This is a genomic window from Variovorax sp. Soil_C_19, from assembly GCF_057657255.1.
On sequence record NZ_JBDGIV010000009.1, the window covers coordinates 47,663 to 71,195 of the forward strand.

Below are 23,533 nucleotides of genomic sequence, written 5' to 3' on the forward strand. Positions count from 1 at the left end.
GCCTCGCATGCTCACCGTCCACCACCTCGAAAACTCGCGCTCGCAGCGCGTGCTCTGGCTGCTCGAAGAGCTCGCGCTTCCCTACGAGATCGTCCGCTACCAGCGCGATCCGCAGACCATGCTGGCGCCCGCTTCGCTGCGTGCCGTGCATCCGCTCGGCAAGTCGCCCGTGGTGACGACCGACGACGGCGAGGTGCTCGCCGAGTCGGGCGCGATCCTCGAGACGCTGGTCGAACGCCACGGCGGCGGCGCGCTGGTGCCCGCGCCCGGCTCGCCCGAGGCCTTGCGCTATCGCTACTGGATGCACTTCGCGGAAGGCACGGCGATGTCGCCGCTGCTGCTCAAGCTGGTGTTCGACCGGATCGAAGGCAGCAAGATGCCGTTCTTCGTGAAGCCGATCGCGAAGATGATCTCGGCCAAGGCCAAGGCGGCGTTCATTCTTCCGAACATCGAGAGCCATCTCGACTTCATGGAAGCCGAGCTCGGCAAGAGCGAATGGTTTGTCGGCAGCGCGTTCACCGCGGCCGACATCCAGATGAGCTTTCCGGTGGAAGCCGCGCAGGCGCGTGGCGGCCTCGATGCGAAGCGCCCGCGCCTCATGGACTATCTGGCGCGCATCCATGCGCGGCCGGCCTACCAGCGTGCGTTGGCGCGCGGCGGCCCGTTCAAGCTGCGCTGACGAGGCGCGCGCTCACTCACGCTGCGCTCATCGCGCAGCGCTCTTTGCTCATGACGGGAAGATGTAGAGCAGCGCCACCGTCATGCAGACGTAGCGCAGGAATTTCCCGATAGCCATGTAGCCGAGGCAGGGCCAGAACGGCAGCTTGAGCCAGCCTGCCACCGCGCAGAGCGGATCACCGACGATCGGCAGCCAGCTCAGCAGGCAGGCCTTGGGGCCGAGCCGCTCGAGCCAGCCCAGCACCCGCACATGGTGTTTCGAATGCGAATATTTGTCGGCGACCTTGTGCGCGCCGTAGCCGAGCCACCAGTCCACGGCGCCGCCCAGCGTGTTGCCGGCGGTGGCCACCAGCACGGCCGGCCAGAACATGTCGGGGTTGAGCTTCAGCAGGCCGAAGAGAACCGGCTCCGACCCCACGGGCAGCAGCGTGGCCGAGACGAACGCCGCGATGAACAGCGTGGAGAGTCCGTATTGCGGCAGCGCGAGAAGCGCGAGGAGAGCGTCGAGCCAAGCTTGCATAAAGTGGAATGAGTCGGCGCAGTATAGGCAGGCGGCCGGCTGCGGCAGGTCGGAGAAAAGGCCGTGCGCAACAGGTGTTTGCACCTGCATCGCATGCGCAAATCGTTTCAGCGGCCGAAATGCCGCGTGGCTACAATCGTGCCTCATTTTTCAGCAGCAGCCGGACGCGCGACGCCTCTTCCCCCATGACCTTGCAGATCGGCAATCACACGCTGGAAAACCGCCTGTTCGTCGCGCCCATGGCCGGCGTGACCGACCGGCCGTTCCGCATGCTGTGCCGCGAACTCGGCGCGGGCTATGCGGTCAGCGAGATGGTCACCTCGCGCAAGGATCTCTGGAATACGCTCAAGACCTCGCGCCGCGCCAACCACGAGGGCGAGCCGGGCCCCATCTCCGTGCAGATCGCGGGCACCGACGCGGCCATGATGGCCGAGGCCGCGGTCTACAACATCGAGCGCGGCGCGCAGATCATCGACATCAACATGGGCTGCCCGGCCAAGAAGGTCTGCAACAAGTGGGCTGGCTCGGCGCTGATGCGCGACGAGCCGCTCGCGCGCGAGATCGTGCAGGCCGTGGTCGATGCGGCGCAGCCCTTCGGCGTGCCGGTGACGCTGAAGATGCGCACCGGCTGGAGCCAGGAGCAGCGCAATGCGGTGAGGCTCGCGCGCGAGTTCGAATCGGCCGGCGTGCAGATGCTCACGGTGCATGGCCGCACGCGCGAGCAGGGCTACAAGGGCCACGCCGAGTACGACACCATCGCCGCGGTGAAGGCGGCCGTGCGCATCCCCGTGGTGGCGAACGGCGACATCCGCTCACCCGAAAAGGCGCGCGACGTGCTCGCGGCCACCGGTGCCGACGCCGTGATGATCGGCCGCGCGGCCCAGGGCCGGCCGTGGATCTTTCGCGAGATCGCGCACTTCCTGGCCACGGGCATGCACCTTGCGCCGCCGCTGGTGGCCGAAGTGCGCCGCCTGCTGCTCGACCACCTCGAGGCGCACTACGCGCTCTATGGCGAATGGAGCGGCGTGCGCAGCGCGCGCAAGCACATCGGCTGGTACGTGCGCATGCTGCCCGACGGCGAGGCCTTCCGAGCGCAGATGAACGGCATCGAGGATGCTCCCGCGCAGTTGCGCGTGGTGGGCGACTATTTCGACGGGTTGGCGGACCGCATGGACCGCATGCCCGAATACGAGGCGGCCGAAGAGCTGCCAGGTGAAGAGGAGGCGGCCTGCGCCACCGATTGAGAGAGAGAAGAAAAAAACCATGAGCAAGAAACACATCGAGGACTGCGTGCGCACCAGTCTGGACAGCTACTTTCGCGATCTGCGCGGCACCGAACCCGACGGCATGTACGAGATGCTCGTGCGCGTGGTCGAGAAACCCTTGCTCGACGTCGTCATGACGCGCGCCGAGGGCAACCAGTCGAAGGCCGCGCAATGGTTGGGCCTGAACCGCAACACCCTCCGCAAGAAGCTCGTCGAGCACAAACTTTTGAAATAACCACGGCATATTCCATGGCCCAGACTGCACTCATCTCCGTTTCCGACAAGACCGGTATCCTCGAATTCGCGCAGGCGCTGCATGCGCTCGGCGTCAAGCTGCTGTCCACCGGCGGCACCGCCAAGCTCCTCGCCGATGCCGGCCTGCCGGTCACCGAGGTGGCCGACCACACCGGCTTTCCGGAGATGCTCGACGGCCGCGTGAAGACGCTGCATCCCAAGATCCACGGCGGCCTGCTCGCGCGGCGCGACCTGCCGGCGCACATGGCGGCGATCGAGCAGCACGGCATCGACACCATCGACCTGCTCGTGGTCAATCTCTATCCGTTCGAAGCCACGGTGGCCAAGGCCGGCTGCACGCTCGAGGACGCGATCGAGAACATCGACATCGGCGGCCCGGCCATGGTGCGCAGCGCGGCCAAGAACTGGAAGGACGTAGGGGTGCTGACCGACGCGTCGCAGTACGCGGTGGCGCTGGCCGAACTCCGGGCGGCGGGCAAGCTCAGCGACAAGACGAAGTTCGGGTTCTCGGTGGCCGCGTTCAACCGCATCGCCGACTACGACGGCGCGATCAGCGACTACCTCTCGGCCATCGACTTCGACGCGAGCATCGGCCAGCCGACGCCCACACGCTCGCTGTTCCCGGCCCAGAGCAACGGCCGCTTCGTCAAGGTGCAGGACCTGCGCTACGGCGAGAACCCGCACCAGCAGGCCGCGTTCTATCGCGACCTGCATCCCGCGCCCGGTTCGCTCGTGTCGGCGAAGCAGCTGCAGGGCAAGGAGCTGAGCTACAACAACATCGCCGATGCCGACGCTGCGTGGGAATGCGTGAAGAGCTTCGACGTGCCGGCCTGCGTTATCGTGAAGCACGCCAATCCCTGCGGCGTGGCCGTGGGCAAGGACGCGGCCGAGGCCTATGCCAAGGCCTTCAAGACCGACCCGACCTCGGCCTTCGGCGGCATCATCGCCTTCAACCGCCCGGTGGACCTCGCGACCGCGCAGGCCGTGAACAAGCAGTTCGTCGAGGTGCTGATGGCGCCGGGCTACACGCCCGAGGCGCTCGAGGTGTTCCAGGCCACCAAGGCCAAGCAGAACGTGCGCGTGCTCGAGATCGCGCTGCCGCCGGGCGGCAAGTCCGACTGGGACAACGGCCGCAACCTCATGGACGTCAAGCGCGTCGGTTCGGGCCTGCTGATCCAGACCGCCGACAACCACGAGCTCGCGGCCAGCGACCTCAAGGTGGTCAGCAAGAAGCAGCCCACGGCCGAGCAATTGCAGGACCTGCTGTTTGCCTGGAAGGTCGCCAAGTACGTGAAGAGCAACGCCATTGTGTTCTGTGCCGACGGCATGACCATGGGCGTCGGCGCGGGCCAGATGAGCCGCCTCGATTCCGCGCGCATCGCCAGCATCAAGGCCGAGCATGCGGGCCTCTCGCTGCAGGGCACGGCGGTGGCGAGCGATGCCTTCTTCCCGTTCCGCGACGGGCTCGACGTGGTGGTCGATGCGGGCGCGAGCTGCGTGATCCAGCCCGGCGGTTCGATGCGCGACCAGGAAGTGATCGACGCCGCCGACGAACGCGGCGTGGTGATGGTGCTTTCGGGCGTGCGCCACTTCAGGCACTGAGCCCTTCCGCCGCCAAGGCGAAGCCGGACGGTCGCTAGCGTTTCGCTGGCGGCCGTCCGGCTTTCTTGCTTGCGGACGGGGCTTCCTTGGCGGGCGCGGCCGCGGCGAGCAGCGACATGAAGAAGTCGAGCGTGCCGGCCATGGTCTTCGCGGTCGATTCGCGCGAGAGGCTCCATTCGGGAAAGTGCCCGTCCACCGCCATGCGCGCCAGTCCGTAGACCAGTGCGCGCGCGGCGATCTGCGCATGGGCTGCGTCCGCGCTGGCGGCGCTGCCGCCGTGCGCGAAGGCCTCGTCGAACAAGGCCTGCATCCGCGTGCGGATCGATTCGTTGTCGCTGCGCAGGCTGGCCGAGCTGTCGTAGTCGATCAATGCGCGTTCGCTGATCACGCGGAAGTGCGTGGGATTCTTGCGCGCCCATTCGATGTAGGCATGGCCGATGGCACCGAAGCGCACCAGCGCCGGTGCGCCGGCGGCGGCCTCGAGCGCCTGCTCCACATGCAAGCGCAGCCGCTCGGTCGCCTGCTCGGCCACCGCCGTCAGCAGCGCGGTCTTGGTGGCGAAGTGGCGGAACGGCGCGCCCGGCGAGACACCCGCGCGCTTGGCCGCTTCGCGCACGCTGAGCTTGTCGAGCCCATCGCGCTCGATCAGCTCGACCGCCGCCTGGACCAGCGCTTCGCGCAGGTTGCCGTGGTGGTAGGCGGCGCGCGGCTGTGGCGTGTCGGCGGTAGCGGGGCGTGGGACGCGGGCAGTCATGCGGGGCGAGTTTGAATCCATTGATGTAATCGGTGATTATTTTGCGCTAGACTGCGACCGCTGCTCATGTATGCGCTGATTACATGAGCGGCGGCGTCTTGCCTTTCTACCTGTCGCTCTGTTTTTTCGATCGGAGTCTTCCATGCGCATCCGTGCCCTCTTGTTCCTTGCCGCCCTCACCCTGGCATGCACAGCCCAGGCCGACGATTCCGCCGCCACGCTCCGGATCGTCTGGCCGCCCGAAGGCGCGGTGGTCCCGCTGGGCGCGGATGCCGAGCGGTCGATCGGCGTGGTGGTGCAGAGCAACTTCAAGCTGCTGCCGGCTGGCCGGTGCGGTAGCGATCCGCGCTGCGGCCATGTCCACATGAAGATCGATCCGGAAGGCGACAGCTGCAACCTCCCTGGGCGCCCCTACAACAGCATGAACAGCGATTTCGGCGGCGACCTGGTCAAGGCCCGCTTCGGGCCGTGCCCCTCGCCGACGGGCAGCCACGTGATCGGCGTGCTGCTGGCCGACGACCATCACCGGCCGGTGATGGTGAACGGCAAGCCCGTGACCGGGCTCGTGAAGCTCACGACCCGCTGAAGATCTGCCGCGCGGCCTCGATGGTGGCGGCGATGTCGTCGTCGCTGTGCGCCGCGCTCACGAAGCCCGCTTCGTAGAGCGCCGGCGCGATGTACACGCCGCGGTCGAGCAGGCCGTGGAACAGCGCATTGAACTGCGCGTTGTCGGTGGTCATGACGGTGGCGTAGTTCTGCGGCAGTTCGTTCATGAGGAAGAAGCCGAACATGCCGCCCTCGCTGTCGACGCTGAAGGGCCGGCCGGCGGACGCCGCGGCGGCCTTGAGGCCGTCGACCAGCGCGCGCGTCTTGTTCGAGAGCGCTTCGTAGAAGCCGGGCTTCGCGATCTCCTTCAGCGTGGCGAGGCCGCAGGCCGTGGCGACCGGGTTGCCCGAGAGCGTGCCGGCCTGGTAGACCGGCCCGAGCGGCGCGAGCTGCTCCATGATGGCGCGCGGTCCGCCGAAGGCCGCGAGCGGCATGCCGCCGCCGATCACCTTGCCGAGCACCGTGAGGTCGGGCGTGATGCCCAGCACGCCCTGTGCACCGTGCAGGCCGACGCGAAAGCCGGTCATCACCTCGTCGAAGATCAGCAGCGCGCCATGCTGCGTGCACAGCTCGCGGCAGCGGCGGGCGAACGCGGGCGTGGCGCGCACGAAGTTCATGTTGCCGGCGATCGCCTCGATCATCAGGCAGGCGATGTCGTTGCCATGCAGCGAGAAGGCCTCCTCGAGCTGGGCGATGTTGTTGTACTCGAGCACCAGCGTGTGCTGCGTGACCTCGGGCGGCACGCCGGCCGAGGTCGGGTGCCCGAAGGTCGCGAGGCCGGAGCCGGCCTTCACCAGCAGCGCGTCGGCATGGCCGTGGTAGCAGCCTTCGAACTTGATGATGTGCTTGCGGCCGGTGGCGCCGCGCGCCAGCCGCAGCGCGCTCATCGCGGCCTCGGTGCCCGAGCTCACGAGCCGCACCATCTCCATCGACGGCACCAGCGCGAGGATGGCCTCGGCGAGTTCGATCTCGCGCTCGGTCGGGGCCCCGTACGAGAAGCCTTCGAGCACGGCCTTCTGCACGGCTTCGACCACCGCGGGGTGGCCGTGGCCCAGGATCATCGGGCCCCAGGAGCCGATGTAGTCGATGTAGCGCTTGTCGTTGGCGTCCCAGAAATAGGCGCCCTCGGCGCGGCGGATGAAGCGCGGCGTGCCGCCCACCGCCTTGAAGGCGCGCACGGGCGAGTTGACCCCGCCGGGGATGACCGCACGGGCGCGGTCGAAAAGGATGTCGTTCTGGTCGGGATGGGGCATCAGGGGCTCGAAACGGTCGTTGAATTCAGTGACGGGTGTCGTGGGGAGGGAGCGCGAAGTCGGGCGGCCCGTCGCCGGGGCCGTCGTCGTCCTCGTCGTCTTCGGGCTCGGCCCAGAACAGCCGGTCGGGCAGCACATGGCCCATGCCGGGGCGGAAGCCCGCGTCGAGGCAGCGGTCCATGTAGGCCAGCGCTTCGGTGGTGGCCGCGACCAGATCGGTGCCGCTCGCGAGCAGCGCGGCCAGCGCGGCCGACAGCGTGTCGCCGGCACCGGAGAACACCGCTTCGAGCCGTTCGTACTTTTCGCTAGTGAGCACTGACTGTGGCGACGCGAGCACATTGTCGATGAACTGGTCGGGCAGCATGATGCCGGTGACCAGCGTGTACGACACGCCGAATTCGCCCGCGGCCTTGGCGATGTCGCGCGCGCTTGGCGGCCGCTCGCCGCTCCAGTCGGGCAGCAGCCAGCGCCAGAGCGTGCTGTGATTGCCCACCAGCACCGTGGCCTGGGGCAGCAGCAGCTCGCGGAAGGCATCGAGATAGCCCTCGATCAGGTCCTCGTCCCACCAGGAGAGGTTGGGCATGTACGCCACCACCGGCACCTCGGGGTAGTCGGAGGCGGTCTCGGCGATGGTGCTCAGCGCGTCGGGCGTGCCGACGAAGCCCACCTTGATGAGCTGCACCTCGACATCCTCGAGGATGGCGCGCGCCTGCTCGGCAATGGCTTCTTCTTCGAACGGAAAGTGGTCGAAGATCTCGGCCGTGTCGCGCGCGTAGGCCCCGGTAACCACCGGCAGCACATGCGCGCCGACCGAGGCCATGGCCAGCGCGTCGGCCCCCAGACCGCCGGCCCCGCTCGGGTCGCTGGCGTTGAAGACCAGCACGCAGGGCGGGTTCAGATCGCTTTCGGCGATCTCGTCGGGCCCCTCCGAGGGGTCGTTAAGATCGCCCGGATGGCGAGCGTCATCTGCTGGATGTAAGTGAATGGTCATACGCCGGACGGGGATCTCCTGGATGGTGGCATAAGCGCGACGTTTACAGTCCGCCAGTGAGATACGCATAGATACACTCGTTGCATTTAATGAACAAGGACTTTAAGCTCCGATGAATACGAAAACTTGGATGTGCCTGATTTGTGGGTGGATCTATGACGAAGCGGTTGGTGTACCGGAAGATGGCATCGCGGCAGGCACGGCCTGGGCCGACGTGCCGATGAACTGGACATGTCCTGAGTGCGGTGCACGCAAGGAAGACTTCGAAATGGTTGAAATCTAGAGCATGGCATAGGCTACGCGGTCTGCGCCGATGTACGGCGCGGCGGGCATCCAAGTCTCATCAGCAGGAGCGTGTGCAATGGGGCCGAATGGATCAGGTTACAAGGTGCTCGTCATCGACGACAGCAATACGATCCGGCGCAGTGCCGAAATATTTCTGAAGCAGGGCGGGCATGAGGTTCTTCTCGCGGAAGACGGTTTCGATGCCCTCTCCAAGGTCAACGACCACAAGCCGCACCTGATTTTCTGCGACATCCTGATGCCGCGCCTCGACGGCTATCAGACCTGCGCCATCATCAAGCGCAACGCCCGTTTCTCGAACGTCCCTGTCGTCATGCTGTCCTCGAAGGACGGCGTCTTCGACAAGGCGCGCGGCCGCATGGTCGGTTCGCAGGACTACCTGACCAAACCCTTTACCAAGGACCAGCTGCTGCAGGCCGTGCAGCAGTTCGGCCATGTTCCACAGGAAGTGCAGTGATGCCCATTCGAAAAATCCTCGTCGTCGACGACTCCAAGACGGAGCTGGTGTTCCTCTCCGACCTGCTCCACAAGAACGGTTTTGCCGTCAAGACCGCCGAAAACGCCGAAGACGCGATGCGCCGTATCGAGGAAGACCAGCCCGACCTGATCCTCATGGACGTCGTGATGCCCGGCCAGAACGGTTTCCAGCTCACGCGCGCCATCGCCCGCAACCCGCAGTACGCCGCGATCCCGATCATTCTTTGCACCAGCAAGAACCAGGAGACCGACCGCGTCTGGGGCATGCGCCAGGGCGCGCGCGACTACATCGTGAAGCCGGTCAACGCGACCGAGCTGATGTCCAAGATCAGCGCGCTGGCCTGAGCGGGAACCCGCAGAGGCCATGGCGAACCGCGACGCGCTCCGCGCCTTCCAGTCCCGGCTGGCGAGCCGCCTGCAGGCTGCCCGCACCACCGGCATCGCGGCCACGTGGCTCGCGGTCGAGGCTGGCGAGGGCAAGTACCTGTTTCCGCTCGGCCATGCCGGCGAGATCTTCCCGTGGACGCCGCCGCAGCCGGTGCCCTACACGGCGCCCTGGTTCCTGGGCGTCGCGAACTTGCGCGGCGGCCTGTACGGCGTGGTGCACCTCTCGGCCTTCGCCGCTGGCGCGCCGAGCGCGGCGACCGCGAGCGAGGCGGTGCGCATGCAGTCGCGGTTCGTTGCCCTGAACGAGCTGCTCGAAGTCAACTGCGCCCTGCTGGTCGACCGCCTGGCGGGACTGCGCGGCGTCGACGCCTTTTCGGCCGCGGAAGCCCCGGCCGACGACGCACCCGCGTGGCTCGGGCATCTGTACACCGACGCGGCAGGCGAGCGCTGGCAGGAGATCAACCTGCAGGCGTTGTCGCAGCAACCCCAGTTTTTGAGTATCGGCGCCTAGTGCCCAGGCACGCGCCCCGCAGACAACCACCGAAGGACCGACCGTGAGCTCGATCGCCGACAAGTTCAAGAAATTACTGCCCGCGACCAGCGGCAACGACAAGGCCCGCGTCGACGGCTCCGGTTCCACCTTGTCGCTCGACGACGCCGACACGGTGCAGGGGATGGACGAGAAAACCGTCCGCCTCGACCGCAGCGGCGGCAGCGCCGGTGCGGCGGCGATCGCGGCGCCCACCGGCTTCGGCGATGGCCCGGCACGGATCGGCAACGAGGCCGCCAACGAGGCCGATGCCGCGTCGGACGAGGCGGCCGAGGCGCTGGCGGCGGGCCGCAAGGACTCGAGCCCGGCGCGCCAGCAGCGGATCCTCGCGATCATGCTCGCGCTCGTGGTGCTGCTGCTGTTGCTGGTGGCCGGCTCTGCCATTCTTCGCGCCGAGCGCCTTGCGCAGCAGGTGGCGGCCACCGGCCAGTCGCTGATGCAGTCGCAGCGCCTCGCCAAGTCGATCTCGCAGGCCCTCGTGGGCAGCGGCCCCGCCTTCGTCGAAGTGAAGGATGCCGCCGACGACCTCACGCGCCGCGTGCAGGGCCTGACCAGCGGCGACGACGCGCTGCGCCTGGAGCGCGTAGGCAACCAGTACGACGAGGACATGGCCAAGATCACCCCGCTGGTGACGCGTGCCGACGCCAGCGCGAAGGTCGTGCTGGGCCAGCGGCAGATCCTGACGCAGGTGGGCGCTGCCTTGCGCGACATCAACCAGCAGTCGTCCGCGCTGCTCGAAATGACCGAGACGGTGGCCTCGCTCAAGATGCAGCAGAACGCCACGCTGCCCGAGATCGCCGCGGCCGGCCAGCTCGTCATGCTGACCCAGCGCATCGGCAAATCGACCAACGAGTTCTTCACGGTCGAGGGCGTGAACCCCGACGCCGTGTTCCTGCTCGGCAAGGACCTGAACACCTTCCAGGAAACCGCGCGTGGCCTGCTCGAAGGCAATGCGCAGCAGCGCTTCCCCGGTTCGCGCGATCCGCAGACCCGCGAGCAGCTCGAAGTCATCCTCAAGACCTACGAGCAGATGCGCACGCAGGCCTCGGCCATTCTCGGCAACCTGCAGGGCCTGGTGGCCGCGCGCGAAGCGCAGGCCAGCATCCTGACCGACAGCGAACCGCTTCGCAAGGCGCTCGGCGAGCTGCAGGACAAGCTCTCCGCCCGCACCGGCCTCGGCGCCGGCACGATCGTGATGCTGTTCGTGCTCTCGCTGGCCGCCCTGGCGCTTGCCGGCGCCATCGGCTACGTGCAGGTGCGCGAGGGCCGCGAACGCGCCGCCGTCGCCGATCGCGAGCGTCTCGCGGCCGAGCAGGCCAGCGAAGAGGCCGGCCGCGTCAACAACGCCAACCAGGCCGCCATTCTTCGGCTCATGAACGAACTGCAGACGGTGGCCGAGGGCGATCTGACGCAGGAAGCCACCGTGACCGAGGACATCACGGGCGCCATCGCCGACTCGGTGAACTACACCGTGGAAGAACTGCGCCTGCTGGTGGGCAACGTGCAGAACACGGCCACGCGCGTGGCACAGACCACGTCGCAGGTGGAAAGCACCTCGACCGAACTGCTGGCGGCGTCGACCGAGCAGCTGCGCGAGATCCGCGAAACCGGCCAGTCGGTGCTCGTCATGGCCGAGCGAATCAACGGCGTGTCGTCGCAGGCGCAGGAATCCGCGCTGGTTGCGCGCCAGTCGCTGCAGGCCGCTTCGTCGGGCCTGCAGGCCGTGCAGAACGCCATCGGCGGCATGAACGCCATCCGCGACCAGATCCAGGAAACCTCCAAGCGGATCAAGCGGCTCGGCGAATCGTCGCAGGAGATCGGCGAAATCACCGAACTGATCTCGGACATTACCGAGCAGACCAACGTGCTGGCGCTGAACGCCGCCATCCAGGCCGCATCGGCCGGTGAAGCGGGCCGGGGCTTCTCGGTGGTGGCCGAGGAAGTGCAGCGGCTGGCCGAACGCTCGGCCGACGCGACGCGCCAGATCTCGGCGCTCGTGAAGGCCATTCAGACCGACACGCAGGACGCCGTGGGCGCCATGGAGCGCTCCACGCAGGGTGTGGTCGAAGGGGCCAAGCTGTCCGACAACGCGGGCACCGCGCTGTCCGAGATCGACCGCGTGTCGCGCCGCCTGGCCGATCTCATCGAGCAGATCTCGCAGTCGGCGTCGCGCGAGGCCGATTCGGCCAACGTCGTGGCGGCCAACATCCAGCACATCTTCGCGGTGACCGAGCAAACCGGGGAAGGCACCCGCACCACGGCCCAGCAGGTGCGCGAGCTCTCGCAGATGGCGGAAGAACTGCGCCGATCGGTCGCCCGTTTCAAGATCGCCTGATGAAGCTCGCCGCGCGGCGCCCACTGGAAAACTGACAGATCAAAGAACGGCGAGCACCCAACGTGTCGACTCCAACCCCTGCCACGGCCCCCCTCGCCGGCAAAATGCCGGCCAACGAAGACCTCGGGCCGCTGGCCTGGGTCCTGGGCGAGGTCCAGAAATCCATCGACAACGTCGGCAAGTCGCTGCGGCGCTTCGTGCGTGACACGGGCAGCGCTGCCGAACATGAAAGCGGCCCGCTGCAGATGGCCCGCCAGCAGCTGCACCAGTCGGTCGGTGCGCTGCAGATGGTGGGCAATCCGGCCCCGGCGCTGGTGCTCGGCGCCGTCGAATTCGCGGTGCAGGGCTTCATCGCCGAACCGCAGCGCTGCACCGACAGCGCCGTCCAGAAGATCGAGCGCGCCGGCTTTGCCGTCATCGATTTCCTGCAGGCGGTGCTGGCCGGCAAGCCGGTCTCGACCATCGGCCTGTTCCCGCAATACCGCGACGTGCTCGAACTGGTGGGCAACGAGCGCGTGCATCCGGCCGATCTCTGGAGCGTGGCGTGGCGCTGGGTCGAGGTGCGTCCCGCGCTGACCCAGGCCGCGCTGGCGGCCGATCCCGGCGTTCGCTCGCGGCTCGACCGCGAGGTGCTGCAGCTCGTGAAGACCGGCGATCCGCAGGCCGCCCGTCACCTGCATGCGCTGTGCCTCGGCCTCGGGCGCGGCGCGCTGCTGCCGCGCGTCGCGAGCTTCTGGACCCTGGCCGCGGGCTTCTTCGAGGGGCTGGCGCTGGCGCTGATTCCTGCCGACACCTACGTCAAGCGCGCCGCCTCGCGCGTGCTGCTGCAATACGCCACGCTCGCGCGCGGCGACAGCGCCGTGTCCGACCGGCTCGGCCAGGACCTGCTGTTCTTCTGTGCCCAGGCCGTGCCCACTGCCCAGCAGGAAGCCGCCACGCTGCGCACCGTGCGCGCCGCCTGGGGCGTGGCCGGCGAGCCGTACATCGACTATGCGGTCGAGCAGTTCGGCCGTTTCGATCCGCTGGTGCTTGCGCAGGCGCGCAAGCGCATCGAGACCGCCAAGGAAATGTGGTCGGCGCTTTCGGGCGGTGACATCACGCGCACGCGCCAGGTGGCCGACACCTTTGCGCAACTCGGCGAGTCGCTGCAGAAGCTGCATCCGCCGAGCCTGCCGATGGTCGAGGCGCTGACGCATGCGGTCGACGCCTCGGTGCGCTCTGGCCAGCCGCCCGACACCGAGCTCGCGATGGAAGTCGCCACCTCGGTGCTCTACCTCGAGGCCGCGCTCGAAGACCTCGACCCCAGCGATCCGCAGCTCACCGCGCGCACGCTGCAGCTCGCGGGGCGCATCGAGCGCGTGCGCGAAGGCGGCCATTCGGAGCCGCTCGAGCCCTGGATGGAGGACCTGTACCGCCGCGTCAGCGACCGCCAGACCATGGGCACCGTGGTCGACGAGCTGCGCAGCCACATGGGCGAACTCGAGAAGTCGCTCGACCAGTACTTCCGCCGCCCGAGCGAGAAGGCGCTGCTGCGCACTGTGCCGAGCCAGCTGCTGCAGATGCGCGGCGTGTTCTCGGTGCTCGGCCTCGAGCAGGCCGCGGAGACCGTGCAGCGCATGCGCGACGACGTGGAGCAGATGCTGGTCGGCAGTGCCTCGCCGGTCGAGGAAATGCAGAGCTTCGACGCGCTCGGCAACAACCTGGGAGCGCTCGGCTTCCTGATCGACATGCTCGGCTACCAGCCGGCGCTTGCGAAGCGGTTGTTCGTGTTCGACGCCGAAGCCGGCGAACTCAAGCCCTTGATGGGCCGCCATGGCGACCATGCGGCGGCCGAAGCGCCCGCGCCCGGCCTGGCCGTGGGCGCCGACCCGGTGCTGAGCATCGAGGAGGTCGATGCCCAGATCGCCTCGAAGCTCGCGGCGCTCGCCGCGCCCGGCCGCAAGGCCAAGGCATCGCCGATCGAGGAATTCAGCCGCAAGGCCGACAGCTGGACCCAGAAGATCGCCGGCCCTGGCGCGCTGCCCGACACCGAGGTCACCGAACTCGAAGAAGACGACCTGCAGAACATCTTTCTCGAGGAAGCGCGCGAGGTGGTGCAGAACGGCCTGGCTGCGATCGACGAGCTCGGCAGCCATCCGGACGATACCGAGGAACTCACGATCCTGCGGCGCGCGTTCCACACGCTCAAGGGCAGCTCGCGCATGGTCGGCCTGACCGATTTCGGCGACGCCGCCTGGTCGTTCGAGCAGGTGCTCAACACCTGGCTCGCCGACCAGCGCGCCGCCACGCCCGAGCTGCTGTCAGGCACCCGCAAGGCGCTCGAGGAATTCAGCCAGTGGGTCGAGGCCATCGCCTCGGGCACGCCGCACGGCTGGCAGGCCGGACACTTCAGCCGCGTGGCGAATGCCCTGCTTGCAGGTGAAGCGGTGCCGGCGGCGCCGACCTGGGCCACCGGTGCCGATGCGCTCGCGGTCGCGGCCCGGCAGATCGCGGCCGAGCCGCCGGCGCTTGCACCCGCGCCCGCACCCGCACCCGCAGTGGCACCGCTTGCGATGCCGCAGCTTCCGGACCTGCCCGACCTGACACTGTCGCGGGAACTGCCGCGCGACGCCGGTTTCGAGTTTCCGGCCGAAGTGCCGCAACCGTTCGATCGGTCGGAGCGCGACGACGATTTCGCCTCGACCGACTTCCTCGACTTCGACGCCAAGCCCGAATCCGGGATCGAAACCTTCGAAACCCTGACCGACGAGGATTTCGACTTCTCGATGCCCGCGAAGCCGCAGCAGCAGGCCGAGGCGCTTGCGCCGGCCGCGCCGGCCGCGCCGGAGGTACCGCCCCTCGAGGCGCTGCCCGATCTCGAGTGGGCAATCGAAGCGCCGCCCGAGGAAGAGCCCGTCGCCGCCGCGGCCCTGCTGCTGCAGCCCGAGGAGGCATCTGCCCCGCCCGCCGTGGACGAAGCACCTGCCGCGCTCGAAGTGCAACTGCCCGCCATCGAAGCGGCTGCGGAGCCTGTCGCAGAACCCGAGCCCGAAGCCGAACCCGAGCCCGAGCCCGAAGCCGCCGAAACCCCGGCGCAGCTCGAGCCCGAGCCGCCTGCCGAGCCAGCCGGCACCACCAGCGCGGAAGACCAGGTCAAGGTCATCGGTCCGCTGCGCATCGGCATCGCGCTCTACAACGTCTACCTGAACGAGGCCGACGAGTGGTCGCGTCAGCTCGCCACCGACGTCGGCGAATGGGCGCTCGAAACGCACGAGCGCCTGCCCGACTCGACCATCGCCCTCGCGCATTCGCTTGCCGGCAGTTCGGCCACGGTCGGCTTCCACAGCCTGTCGGGCATGGCCCGGCTGTTCGAGGCCGCGCTGCAGCATCTGCAGATGCAGGGCAGCGGCACGCGCGAGCAGGGCGTGGTGCTGGTAGCCGCCGCCGACGAGCTTCGCCGCCTGCTGCACCAGTTTGCCGCCGGCTTGCTGCGCGAGCCGTCCGAAGGCACGCTCCAGGCGCTGCGCGACATCGCCGCCGCGCCCATGCCTGCCGAGGCCGCCTTCCGCATGGAACCGCGCCCGGTCCCGATGCCGGCACCGGGGGGCATCGCCGACGTGGCGCTGGACGATTCCGAAGACGCCCTCGACGTGAGCGACGCGGTCGACGTCGACCTGTTTCCGATCTTCGAGGAAGAGGCGGCGGAACTGCTGCCACAGCTCGCCCAGGCACTGCGCCAATGGGCGCACCATCCCGACGACAGCGCGCCGCGCGCCTCGGTGCTGCGCACGCTGCACACGCTCAAGGGCAGCGCCCGGCTGGCCGGCGCGATGCGCCTCGGCGAGCGGGCGCACCGCATGGAGTCCGAGATCGAGTTGCTCGGCACCCAGGGGGCGGCCGACCGCGGCGAGATCGAGAAGCTGCTTTCGCGCCTCGATGCGCTGCAGGCCACCTTCGACGCACTGCGCGCCGCCGACGATGCCACCCAGGCCGAAGTGGCCGAGCGCATGACCTCGGCCTCTGCCACATCGCCCGGCGTCCAGCTGGTGCAGGTGGCCGCCGAATCGGCCGCTGCCGCCGGCGATCAAGACAGCCCGGCCGCCGCGAACGACGAGGACGAAGCCGGCGCCGCATCCGAGGACCCGACCGCGGCCGTGCCCGCTGCCGCTGCGCTGCTGCCGCGTTCCGCGCCCGCGCTGCTCATGCCGCTGCGCCCGGCCTCGGGCCAGGCGGTGCGCATCCGCACCCAGCTGCTAGACCGCCTCGTGGCGCAGACCGGCGAGGTCATCATCACGCGCTCGCGCCTCGAGGCCGAACTCGGCCAGCTGCGCGCCTCGCTCGCCGACCTCACGGGCAACCTCGACCGCCTGCGCCAGCAGCTGCGCGACATCGAGGTGCAGGCCGAAAGCCAGATGCAGTCGCGCCTCGCGCAGGCCAAGGATTCGCAGCAGAGCTTCGATCCGCTCGAGTTCGACCGCTTCACGCGGGTGCAGGAGCTCACGCGCATGATGGCCGAGTCGGTCAACGACGTGGCCACGGTCCAGCGCACGCTGCAGAAGACGGTGCAGGCCACCGAAGACGACCTCAGCGTGCAGGCGCGCCAGACGCGCGAACTGCAGCGCGGCCTGCTGCGCACGCGCATGGTGGAGTTCGAGGGAATTTCCGAGCGCCTCTACCGCGTGGTGCGCCAGGCCTCGAAGGACACCGCCAAGCAGGTGCGCCTCGACATCGTCGGCGGCTCCATCGAAATGGACCGTGGCGTGCTCGACCGCATGACGCCGGCCTTCGAGCACCTGCTGCGCAACTGCGTGGCGCACGGCATCGAAACGGCCGACGCGCGCGCACAGGCCGGCAAGGAGCCGAGCGGACTGATCGCGATCGAGCTGCACCACGAAGGCAACGACGTGTCGGTGAGCTTCCGCGACGACGGCGCCGGCCTCGACCATGGCCGCATCGCCGAACGTGCGCGCACGCTCGGCCTGCTCGCGCCGGGCCAGGAACTGTCGCTCGAAGAGGCGACCGAGCTGATCTTCAAGCCCGGCTTCTCCACCGCGGGGCAGGTCTCGGAACTGGCCGGCCGCGGCATCGGCATGGACGTGGTGCGCGCGCAGATCGCCGCGCTCGGCGGCCGCATCGAGACGCACAGCACCCCGGGGCAGGGCACCACCTTCAAGTTGGTGCTGCCGCTCACCACCGCCGTCACCCACGTGGTGATGCTGCGTGCAGGCGAGGTGTCGATCGGCGTGCCGTCGAACCTGGTGGAGTTGGTGCAGCGCGTGGGCGCTGCCGATCTCGAGGCCGCGTACCGGCAGGACAGCCACCGTTTCGGCAGCGAGCAGGTACCTTTCTACTGGGCGGGCGCATTGCTGCAGGCCTCGGCGCGCAGCGAACAGTTCGCGGGCAAGAACAACACCGTGGTGATCGTGCGCAGCGCGGCACAGCGCGTGGCGCTGCACGTCGACGAAGTGCTGGGCAACCAGGAAGTCGTGGTCAAGAACCTCGGCCCGCAGCTGGCACGCCTGCCGGGACTCGCGGGCATCTCGGTGCTCGCCTCGGGCGCGGTGGCGCTGATCTACAACCCGGTGGCGCTCGCGGCCGTGCACGGCGAGCAGGCGCGCAGGCGCCAGGCCGCGGCGCTGGCCGCGCCTGCGCAGGCGGCCGATGCAGCCGGCGAAAACGGCGCGTCGGATACACCGCTCGCCCCGCCGGTGGCGCAGATCCCGCTGGTGCTGGTGGTCGACGACTCCATCACCGTGCGCCGCGTCACGCAGCGCCTGCTGCAGCGCGAAGGCTACCGTGTGTCGCTCGCGGCCGATGGCCTGCAGGCGCTCGAGCGGCTGCAGCAGGAGCGCCCGGCCGTGGTGCTGTCGGACATCGAGATGCCGCGCATGGACGGTTTCGACCTGGCGCGCAACATCCGCGCCGACAGCGCGATGGCCGGCTTGCCGATCATCATGATCACCTCGCGCATCGCCGAGAAGCACCGCGACTATGCGCGCACGCTCGGTGTGAACCACTACCTCGGCAAGCCCTATTCCGAAGACGAGCTGCTGCGTTTGGTGCGCGCCTACACGAGCGAGCCCGCGGCCCTGGCGGCGACCTGAGCGCGGGCACGCTCAAGGGCCGCTTCGACGCGCGGGCTTGTTGTCCGCGCCGCGCGCGGCGCCGTAGCGGTGCAGCGTCTGCGCGCGCGCCTCGGCATGGTCCACCACCGGCTTCGGATAGGTCTCGCCGAGCGTGATGCCGGCGGCCTCGAGCTCGACCGGCGACGCGGCCCACGGCGCGTGGATCGCGGCATTCGACAGGCCCGCCAGCTCCGGCAGGTAGCGCCGGATGAACTTGCCTTCGGGGTCGAAGCGCTCGCTCTGCGTGACGGGGTTGAAGATCCGGAAGTAGGGCTGCGCGTCGCAACCGCTTGAGCTGGCCCACTGCCAGCCGCCGTTGTTGGAGGCGAGCTCGAAGTCGTTGAGGTGCAGCGCAAAGTAGCGCTCGCCGCGCCGCCAGTCCAGCCCCAGGTCCTTGCAGAGGAAGCTCGCCACCACCATGCGCAGCCGGTTGTGCATGTAGCCGCTCTGGTTGATCTGGCGCATGGCCGCATCCACCAGCGGATAGCCGGTGTGGCCCTGGCACCAGGCTTCGAACAGCTGGTCGGCGTGCTTGCCGTGGTGCCACTGGATCTTGTCGTACTCGGGGCGGAAGCTCTTCGACTCGCCGTTCGCGTGCACGTGCGGGAAGTGCGCCAGGATCTGGAAGTAGAAGTCGCGCCAGATCAGCTCGCTGAGCCAGGTCGATGCGCCCGGGTTGCCGCCCAGCGACAGCTGGTGCGCCACGCCCGCCACCTGGCGGATCGACACCGTGCCGAAGCGCAGGTGCACGCCCAGGTAGCTCGGCCCGCGCACCGCCGGAAAGTTGCGCGCAGCGTCGTAGCGGTCGATGCGCTGGAAGAAGTCTTCGAACAGCGCCGCCGCCCCCGCGCTGCCGGGCGGAATGCCGAGCTCGGCCAGGTTGGTGGCGGCAAAGCCGATGTCGCCCAGCGCAGGCACCGGCGCGCGGTGCGCCTCGGGCGGCGGCGCCAGCGCTTCGGCATAGGCCCGCACCGGGTAGGGCTTGAGGAAGAAGTCGTCCACCTTCGCGAGCCAGGCGCGCTTGTAGGGCGTGAAGACCGTGTAGGGCTGGCCCACCTTGGTCAGAACCTCGTCGCGGTCGAACACGTTCGTGTCCTTGTAGGTGTGAAAGCTCACGCCCGCATTGGCCAGCGCGCCGAGCACCTGGGCGTCGCGCGCCAGCGCGTCGGGCTCGTCGTCGCGGTTGGCGAAGACCGCCTGCACGTCCATCTCGTGGGCCAGCGCCGGCACCTCGTCGACCGCGGCGGCATGCCGCACGATCAGCCCGCCGCCGAGGGCCTGCAGGTCGGCGTCGAGCGCCTCGAGCGATTCGCGGATGAATTCGACCCGCCGGTCGGCCGGCGGCAGCGGGTCGAGAATCGGCCGGTCGAAGACGAAAACGCACAGCAGCTGGCGGCAGCTGCGCAGCGCGTGGTAGAGCGCTGCGTTGTCGTCCACGCGCAGGTCGCGGCGAAACCACATGAGCCCTTTTGGATAGGGCTTGTCGACGGCCAGTAAAATCGGGGGCATATGGCTGCCGATTCTGCCCCGATGAACCTCACGCATCACTTTCTGATCGCGATGCCGGGGATGGAAGATAAAACTTTCAACCGCAGCGTCGTCTACCTTTGCGAGCACAGCGAGCGCGGCGCCCTCGGGCTCGTGATCAACAAGCCCAGCGACATCAACCTCAAGGTGCTGTTCGAGAAGATCGAGCTCCACCTGTCGCGCCCCGAGCTCGGCGACGCCCCCGTGTTCCAGGGCGGACCGGTCCAGACCGAGCGCGGCTTCGTGCTGCACGAGCCGGTGTTCTCGCACGGCGAAAAGCCCGACGAATCGGTCTACGCCTCGACCATGACCATTCCCGGCGGGCTCGAGATGACCACCTCGAAGGATGTGCTCGAGGCCCTGGCCACCGGCGCCGGCCCGCGCAAGGTGCTGGTCTCGCTCGGCTATTCGGCCTGGGGCGAGGGGCAGCTCGAGTCGGAACTGGCCGAGAACAGCTGGCTCACCGTGAGCGCCGATCCGGCCGTGATCTTCGACACGCCGATCGAGCAGCGCTACGACAAGGCGCTGCTGCTGCTCGGGCTCGAGGCCTGGAAGCTGTCCCCGGAAGCGGGGCACGCGTGATGGCTGCCGCCATGACGGACGCTCCTTCTTCTACTTCCGCCGTTTCCGTTCCCGCCCACTTTCAGAGCTTCCTGGCCTTCGATTTCGGCGCCAAGCGCACCGGCGTGGCCAGCGGCAACCGGCTGCTCGGCACCGCCACGCCGCAGGCCACGATCAAGGCCGAGGGCGCCGATGCCCGCTTCGCGCAGGTCGAGGCCCGCATCCGCGAATGGCAGCCCGATGCGCTGGTGGTCGGCGTGCCCTGGCACCCCGACGGCGCCCCGCATGAGAACACCCGCCGCGCGCAGAAGTTCGCGCGCCAGCTGCGCGGGCGGTTCAATCTGCAGGTGTTCGAGGTCGACGAGCGCTACAGCACGACCGAGGCGCTGGCCTCGGGCGCGCGCGACGCCGACGCGGCCTCGGCCTGCATCATCCTGGAGCAATTCCTGAGGAGTCTTCCGTGAGTTCCAATCCCGCCATTCCCGACGCAGAAGCGCTCTATACCCAGCTGCTCGCCGGCGTGAAGTCGCTGATGCGCGCCGACACCCGGCTGGTCGGCATCACCTCCGGCGGCGCCTGGCTCGTGGAGCGGCTGCAGAAAGACCTCGGCCTCACCGGCGCGCCCGGCGTCATCTCGTCGGCCATGCACCGCGACGACTTCGCGCGCCGCGGCCTCTCGGCCAGCGCGCAGACCGCGCTGCCGTTCGACGTGAACGGCGCCGACGTGCTGCTGCTCGACGACGTGCTCTACACCGGCCGCACCATCCGCGCCGTGCTCAACGAGCTGTTCGACTTCGGCCGGCCGGGTTGCGTGCGGCTGGCCGTGCTGGTCGACCGTGGCGGGCGCGAGCTGCCGGTGGCGGCCGATTTCGCGGCCGCCCGGCTCACGCTGCCGGCCTCGCAGCTGCTGGCCCTGGCACGCGCCGACGACGGCGCCTTCAGCCTCAAGGTCGAGGAAAGCAACTAGGCGGACGACCCCATGCTCTACAAGCGAAACCCCCAGCTCAACAAGAACGGCGAGCTCATCCACCTGCTGTCGATCGAGGGCCTGCCCAAGGACATCGTCACGCACATCCTCGACACCGCGGCCAACTTCACGAGCGTGAGCGACCGCGAGGTCAAGAAGGTGCCGCTCTTGCGGGGCAAGAGCGTGTTCAACCTGTTCTTCGAGAACTCCACGCGCACCCGCACCACCTTCGAGATCGCGGCCAAGCGGCTGTCGGCCGACGTCATCAACCTCGACATCGCGCGTTCGTCGGCCACCAAGGGCGAATCGCTGCTCGACACCATCGCCAACCTGAGCGCCATGGCGGCCGACCTGTTCGTGGTGCGCCACAGCGAGTCGGGCGCGCCGTACCTGATCGCGCAGCATGTCGCGCCGCACGTGCACGTGGTGAACGCCGGCGACGGCCGCCATGCGCACCCCACGCAGGGGCTGCTCGACATGTACACGATCCGCCACTACAAGAAAGACTTTTCGAACCTCACGGTCGCGATCGTCGGCGACGTGCTGCATTCGCGCGTGGCGCGCTCCGACATCCACGCGCTCACCACGCTGGGCTGCGCCGAGGTGCGCGTGGTCGGCCCCAAGACCCTGGTGCCCACCGACATGGCCGGCATGGGCGTGCGCGTGTGCCACACGCTCGAAGAGGGCATCCGCGATTGCGACGTCATCATCATGCTGCGGCTGCAGAACGAGCGCATGAGCGGTGCGCTGCTGCCGTCGTCGCAGGAGTTCTTCAAGACCTTCGGCCTCACGCCCGAGAAGCTGCAGCTCGCCAAGCCCGACGCGATCGTCATGCACCCGGGGCCGATCAACCGCGGCGTCGAGATCGACTCGGCCGTGGTCGATGGCAAGCAGAGCGTGATCCTGCCGCAGGTCACTTTCGGCATCGCGGTGCGCATGGCCGTGATGAGCATCGTTGCAGGTAACGAAGCATAAAAATGTTGCTCGCCCCCAGTCTTCGCGCACTTCGTGTCGCTTCGCCAACCCCCTACCGGGGGCAACACCAGTGGCCCGGCGAAGCCGGTTCCACGGTGTTCCTCGAGAAGGCCATGACAGCCACCGGAAGTAGAGACGCATGAACATCCACATCACCAATGGGCGTGTCGTCGACCCCGCCTCGGGCACCGACAAGCAGGCCGACATCGCCGTCGCCGATGGCCGCATCGCCGGCATCGGCAGCGTGCCCGCCGGCTTCAAGGCCGAGCGCACCATCGATGCCGCGGGCTGCATCGTGGCCCCCGGCCTCGTCGACCTCGCCGCGCGGCTGCGCGAGCCCGGCTACGAGCACGAGGGCATGCTCGAGAGCGAAATGGCTGCGGCTGTCGCGGGCGGCGTGACCAGCCTCGTGTGCCCGCCCGACACCGACCCCGTGCTCGACGAGCCCGGCCTCGTCGAAATGCTCAAGTTCCGCGCCGAGAAGCTGCAGGGCGCGCGCCTGTTCCCGCTCGGCGCGCTCACGCGCGGCCTTGCCGGCGGCGTGCTGACCGAGATGGCCGAACTCACCGAGGCCGGCTGCATCGGCTTCAGCCAGGCCGACGTGCCGCTGGCCGACACCCAGGTGCTGCAGCGCGCGTTGCTCTATGCCAGCACCTTCGGCTACACCGTGTGGCTGCGCCCGCAGGACCGCGACCTCGGCAAGGGCGTGGCCGCCAGCGGCCCGCTCGCCACGCGGCTCGGGCTCTCGGGCGTGCCCGTGTCGGCCGAGACCATCGCGATCTTCACCATCGTCGAGCTCATGAAGAGCACCGGCGCGCGCGTGCACCTGTGCCGCATCTCCAGCGCCGCCGGCGTCGCGCTGGTGCGCGAGGCCAAGGCGCGCGGGCTGCCGCTCACCTGCGACGTCAGCATCAATTCGCTGCACCTCGCCGACACCGACATCGGCTTCTTCGACAGCCGCGCGCGCCTCAACCCGCCGCTGCGCCAGCAGGGCGACCGCGATGCGCTCTCAGCCGCCCTGGCCGACGGCACCATCGACGCGCTGGTGTCCGACCACACGCCCGTCGAGGCCGACGCCAAGACGCTGCCCTTTGCCGAAGCCGAACCCGGCGCCACCGGCCTCGAGTTGCTGCTGCCGCTCGCGCTGCAATGGGCCGAGCGCAGCGGCACCGGCCTCGCGCGCGCCATCGAGGCGATCACCGCCGCGCCCGCACGGCTGCTCGCCCCCGCCGATGCGGCCAGCGGCATCGGACGGCTGTCGGTCGGCGGCGTGGCCGACCTCTGCGTCGTCGATCCGGCGCTCGAATGGCAGGTGCAGCCCGAGGCGCTCCGCAGCCAGGGCAAGCACACGCCGTTCGCCGGCTACCCGATGCAGGGGCGCGTGCGACACACGCTGGTCGCGGGCCGCGTCGTCCACGGCTGA

At 68.8% G+C, this 23,533-nt stretch carries 21 protein-coding genes; 16 read left to right on the plus strand and 5 right to left on the minus strand.

All coding sequences use genetic code 11. The features are described from left to right. Positions 1-7: 7 nt before the first annotated feature. Entirely contained in the window at positions 8-679 is a 672-nt protein-coding gene (locus AC3A6R_RS18000) for a glutathione S-transferase (protein WP_487865099.1), read from the plus strand. A gap of 48 nt (positions 680-727) precedes the next feature. Here the strand turns inward: AC3A6R_RS18000 and AC3A6R_RS18005 are convergent, their stop codons facing one another. Continuing rightward, a complete protein-coding gene (locus AC3A6R_RS18005; protein ID WP_487863165.1) occupies positions 728-1,198 on the minus strand; it encodes a YqaA family protein in 471 nt (156 codons plus the stop codon). Positions 1,199-1,383: 185 nt separating this feature from the next. Between AC3A6R_RS18005 and dusB the strand changes: the two genes are divergently transcribed. Genes dusB through purH form a run of 3 tightly spaced genes read left to right on the plus strand, consistent with a single transcriptional unit; the run spans position 1,384 to position 4,320 of the window. After that, positions 1,384-2,442, plus strand: a complete 1,059-nt coding sequence (dusB, locus tag AC3A6R_RS18010) for a tRNA dihydrouridine synthase DusB (RefSeq protein ID WP_487865100.1) — start codon at positions 1,384-1,386, stop codon at positions 2,440-2,442. A 19-nt stretch (positions 2,443-2,461) separates the two neighbouring features. Further along, positions 2,462-2,698 carry a Fis family transcriptional regulator gene (locus AC3A6R_RS18015; RefSeq protein WP_007838304.1) on the plus strand — a complete coding sequence of 79 codons (237 nt, stop codon included), beginning with the start codon at positions 2,462-2,464 and terminating at the stop codon, positions 2,696-2,698. 14 nt (positions 2,699-2,712) lie between these two features. Further along, complete coding sequence (gene purH / locus AC3A6R_RS18020; RefSeq protein ID WP_487865101.1) at positions 2,713-4,320, plus strand: bifunctional phosphoribosylaminoimidazolecarboxamide formyltransferase/IMP cyclohydrolase; 1,608 nt, start codon at positions 2,713-2,715, stop codon at positions 4,318-4,320. Between the two features lie 34 nt (positions 4,321-4,354). Here the strand turns inward: purH and AC3A6R_RS18025 are convergent, their stop codons facing one another. Next, a complete protein-coding gene (locus tag AC3A6R_RS18025) occupies positions 4,355-5,074 on the minus strand; it encodes a TetR/AcrR family transcriptional regulator (protein ID WP_487865102.1) in 720 nt (239 codons plus the stop codon). A 142-nt stretch (positions 5,075-5,216) separates the two neighbouring features. On the opposite strand from AC3A6R_RS18025, the gene AC3A6R_RS18030 reads away from it, so the two are divergent. Continuing rightward, on the plus strand, positions 5,217-5,660 hold the full coding sequence (locus tag AC3A6R_RS18030) for a hypothetical protein (RefSeq protein WP_487865103.1): 444 nt from the start codon (positions 5,217-5,219) through the stop codon (positions 5,658-5,660). Here the strand turns inward: AC3A6R_RS18030 and hemL are convergent. Together hemL and thiD are read right to left on the minus strand one after the other, a co-directional pair. Beyond that, positions 5,647-6,933 carry a glutamate-1-semialdehyde 2,1-aminomutase gene (hemL, locus tag AC3A6R_RS18035; protein ID WP_487865104.1) on the minus strand — a complete coding sequence of 429 codons (1,287 nt, stop codon included), beginning with the start codon at positions 6,931-6,933 and terminating at the stop codon, positions 5,647-5,649. The genes AC3A6R_RS18030 and hemL overlap by 14 nt on opposite strands. A gap of 25 nt (positions 6,934-6,958) precedes the next feature. Continuing rightward, positions 6,959-7,924: a bifunctional hydroxymethylpyrimidine kinase/phosphomethylpyrimidine kinase gene (gene thiD / locus AC3A6R_RS18040; protein WP_487865105.1), complete on the minus strand. Its 966-nt coding sequence runs from the start codon at positions 7,922-7,924 to the stop codon at positions 6,959-6,961. Positions 7,925-8,036: 112 nt separating this feature from the next. On the opposite strand from thiD, the gene AC3A6R_RS18045 reads away from it, so the two are divergent. The 6 genes from AC3A6R_RS18045 to AC3A6R_RS18070 all read left to right on the plus strand — a co-directional run bounded on the left by AC3A6R_RS18045 (position 8,037) and on the right by AC3A6R_RS18070 (position 18,059). Beyond that, entirely contained in the window at positions 8,037-8,207 is a 171-nt protein-coding gene (locus AC3A6R_RS18045) for a rubredoxin (RefSeq protein ID WP_007838397.1), read from the plus strand. Positions 8,208-8,285: 78 nt separating this feature from the next. Beyond that, entirely contained in the window at positions 8,286-8,684 is a 399-nt protein-coding gene (locus AC3A6R_RS18050; protein ID WP_487863158.1) for a response regulator, read from the plus strand. Continuing rightward, the gene (locus AC3A6R_RS18055) at positions 8,684-9,049 is read left to right on the plus strand and encodes a response regulator (protein ID WP_487863157.1); all 366 of its coding nucleotides are present in this window, start codon (positions 8,684-8,686) and stop codon (positions 9,047-9,049) included. Before AC3A6R_RS18050 ends, AC3A6R_RS18055 begins: the two co-directional genes overlap by 1 nt. A gap of 19 nt (positions 9,050-9,068) precedes the next feature. Further along, positions 9,069-9,602 (plus strand): chemotaxis protein CheW, encoded by a 534-nt coding sequence (locus AC3A6R_RS18060; RefSeq protein ID WP_487865106.1) that lies wholly within the window; start codon positions 9,069-9,071, stop codon positions 9,600-9,602. Between the two features lie 43 nt (positions 9,603-9,645). Continuing rightward, the gene (locus AC3A6R_RS18065; protein ID WP_487865107.1) at positions 9,646-11,976 is read left to right on the plus strand and encodes a methyl-accepting chemotaxis protein; all 2,331 of its coding nucleotides are present in this window, start codon (positions 9,646-9,648) and stop codon (positions 11,974-11,976) included. A 62-nt stretch (positions 11,977-12,038) separates the two neighbouring features. Continuing rightward, positions 12,039-18,059, plus strand: a complete 6,021-nt coding sequence (locus AC3A6R_RS18070) for a hybrid sensor histidine kinase/response regulator (RefSeq protein ID WP_487865108.1) — start codon at positions 12,039-12,041, stop codon at positions 18,057-18,059. A 12-nt stretch (positions 18,060-18,071) separates the two neighbouring features. On the opposite strand, the gene AC3A6R_RS18075 is transcribed toward AC3A6R_RS18070, so the two are convergent. Further along, positions 18,072-19,589, minus strand: a complete 1,518-nt coding sequence (locus tag AC3A6R_RS18075; protein ID WP_487865109.1) for a cryptochrome/photolyase family protein — start codon at positions 19,587-19,589, stop codon at positions 18,072-18,074. Here AC3A6R_RS18075 and AC3A6R_RS18080 point away from each other — a divergent pair, their 5' ends adjacent. From AC3A6R_RS18080 to AC3A6R_RS18100, 5 genes are all read left to right on the plus strand, one after another. Next, positions 19,590-20,189, plus strand: coding sequence for a YqgE/AlgH family protein (locus AC3A6R_RS18080; protein ID WP_487865110.1), 600 nt, complete (start codon positions 19,590-19,592; stop codon positions 20,187-20,189). It begins immediately after the preceding gene. Further along, positions 20,189-20,632: a Holliday junction resolvase RuvX gene (gene ruvX, locus AC3A6R_RS18085; RefSeq protein WP_487863170.1), complete on the plus strand. Its 444-nt coding sequence runs from the start codon at positions 20,189-20,191 to the stop codon at positions 20,630-20,632. The genes AC3A6R_RS18080 and ruvX overlap by 1 nt, the downstream gene beginning before the upstream one ends. Continuing rightward, positions 20,629-21,135, plus strand: a complete 507-nt coding sequence (gene pyrR / locus AC3A6R_RS18090; protein ID WP_487865111.1) for a bifunctional pyr operon transcriptional regulator/uracil phosphoribosyltransferase PyrR — start codon at positions 20,629-20,631, stop codon at positions 21,133-21,135. The genes ruvX and pyrR overlap by 4 nt, the downstream gene beginning before the upstream one ends. 12 nt (positions 21,136-21,147) lie before the next feature. Further along, entirely contained in the window at positions 21,148-22,110 is a 963-nt protein-coding gene (locus AC3A6R_RS18095) for an aspartate carbamoyltransferase catalytic subunit (protein WP_487865112.1), read from the plus strand. Positions 22,111-22,249: 139 nt separating this feature from the next. After that, complete coding sequence (locus AC3A6R_RS18100; protein ID WP_487865113.1) at positions 22,250-23,533, plus strand: dihydroorotase; 1,284 nt, start codon at positions 22,250-22,252, stop codon at positions 23,531-23,533.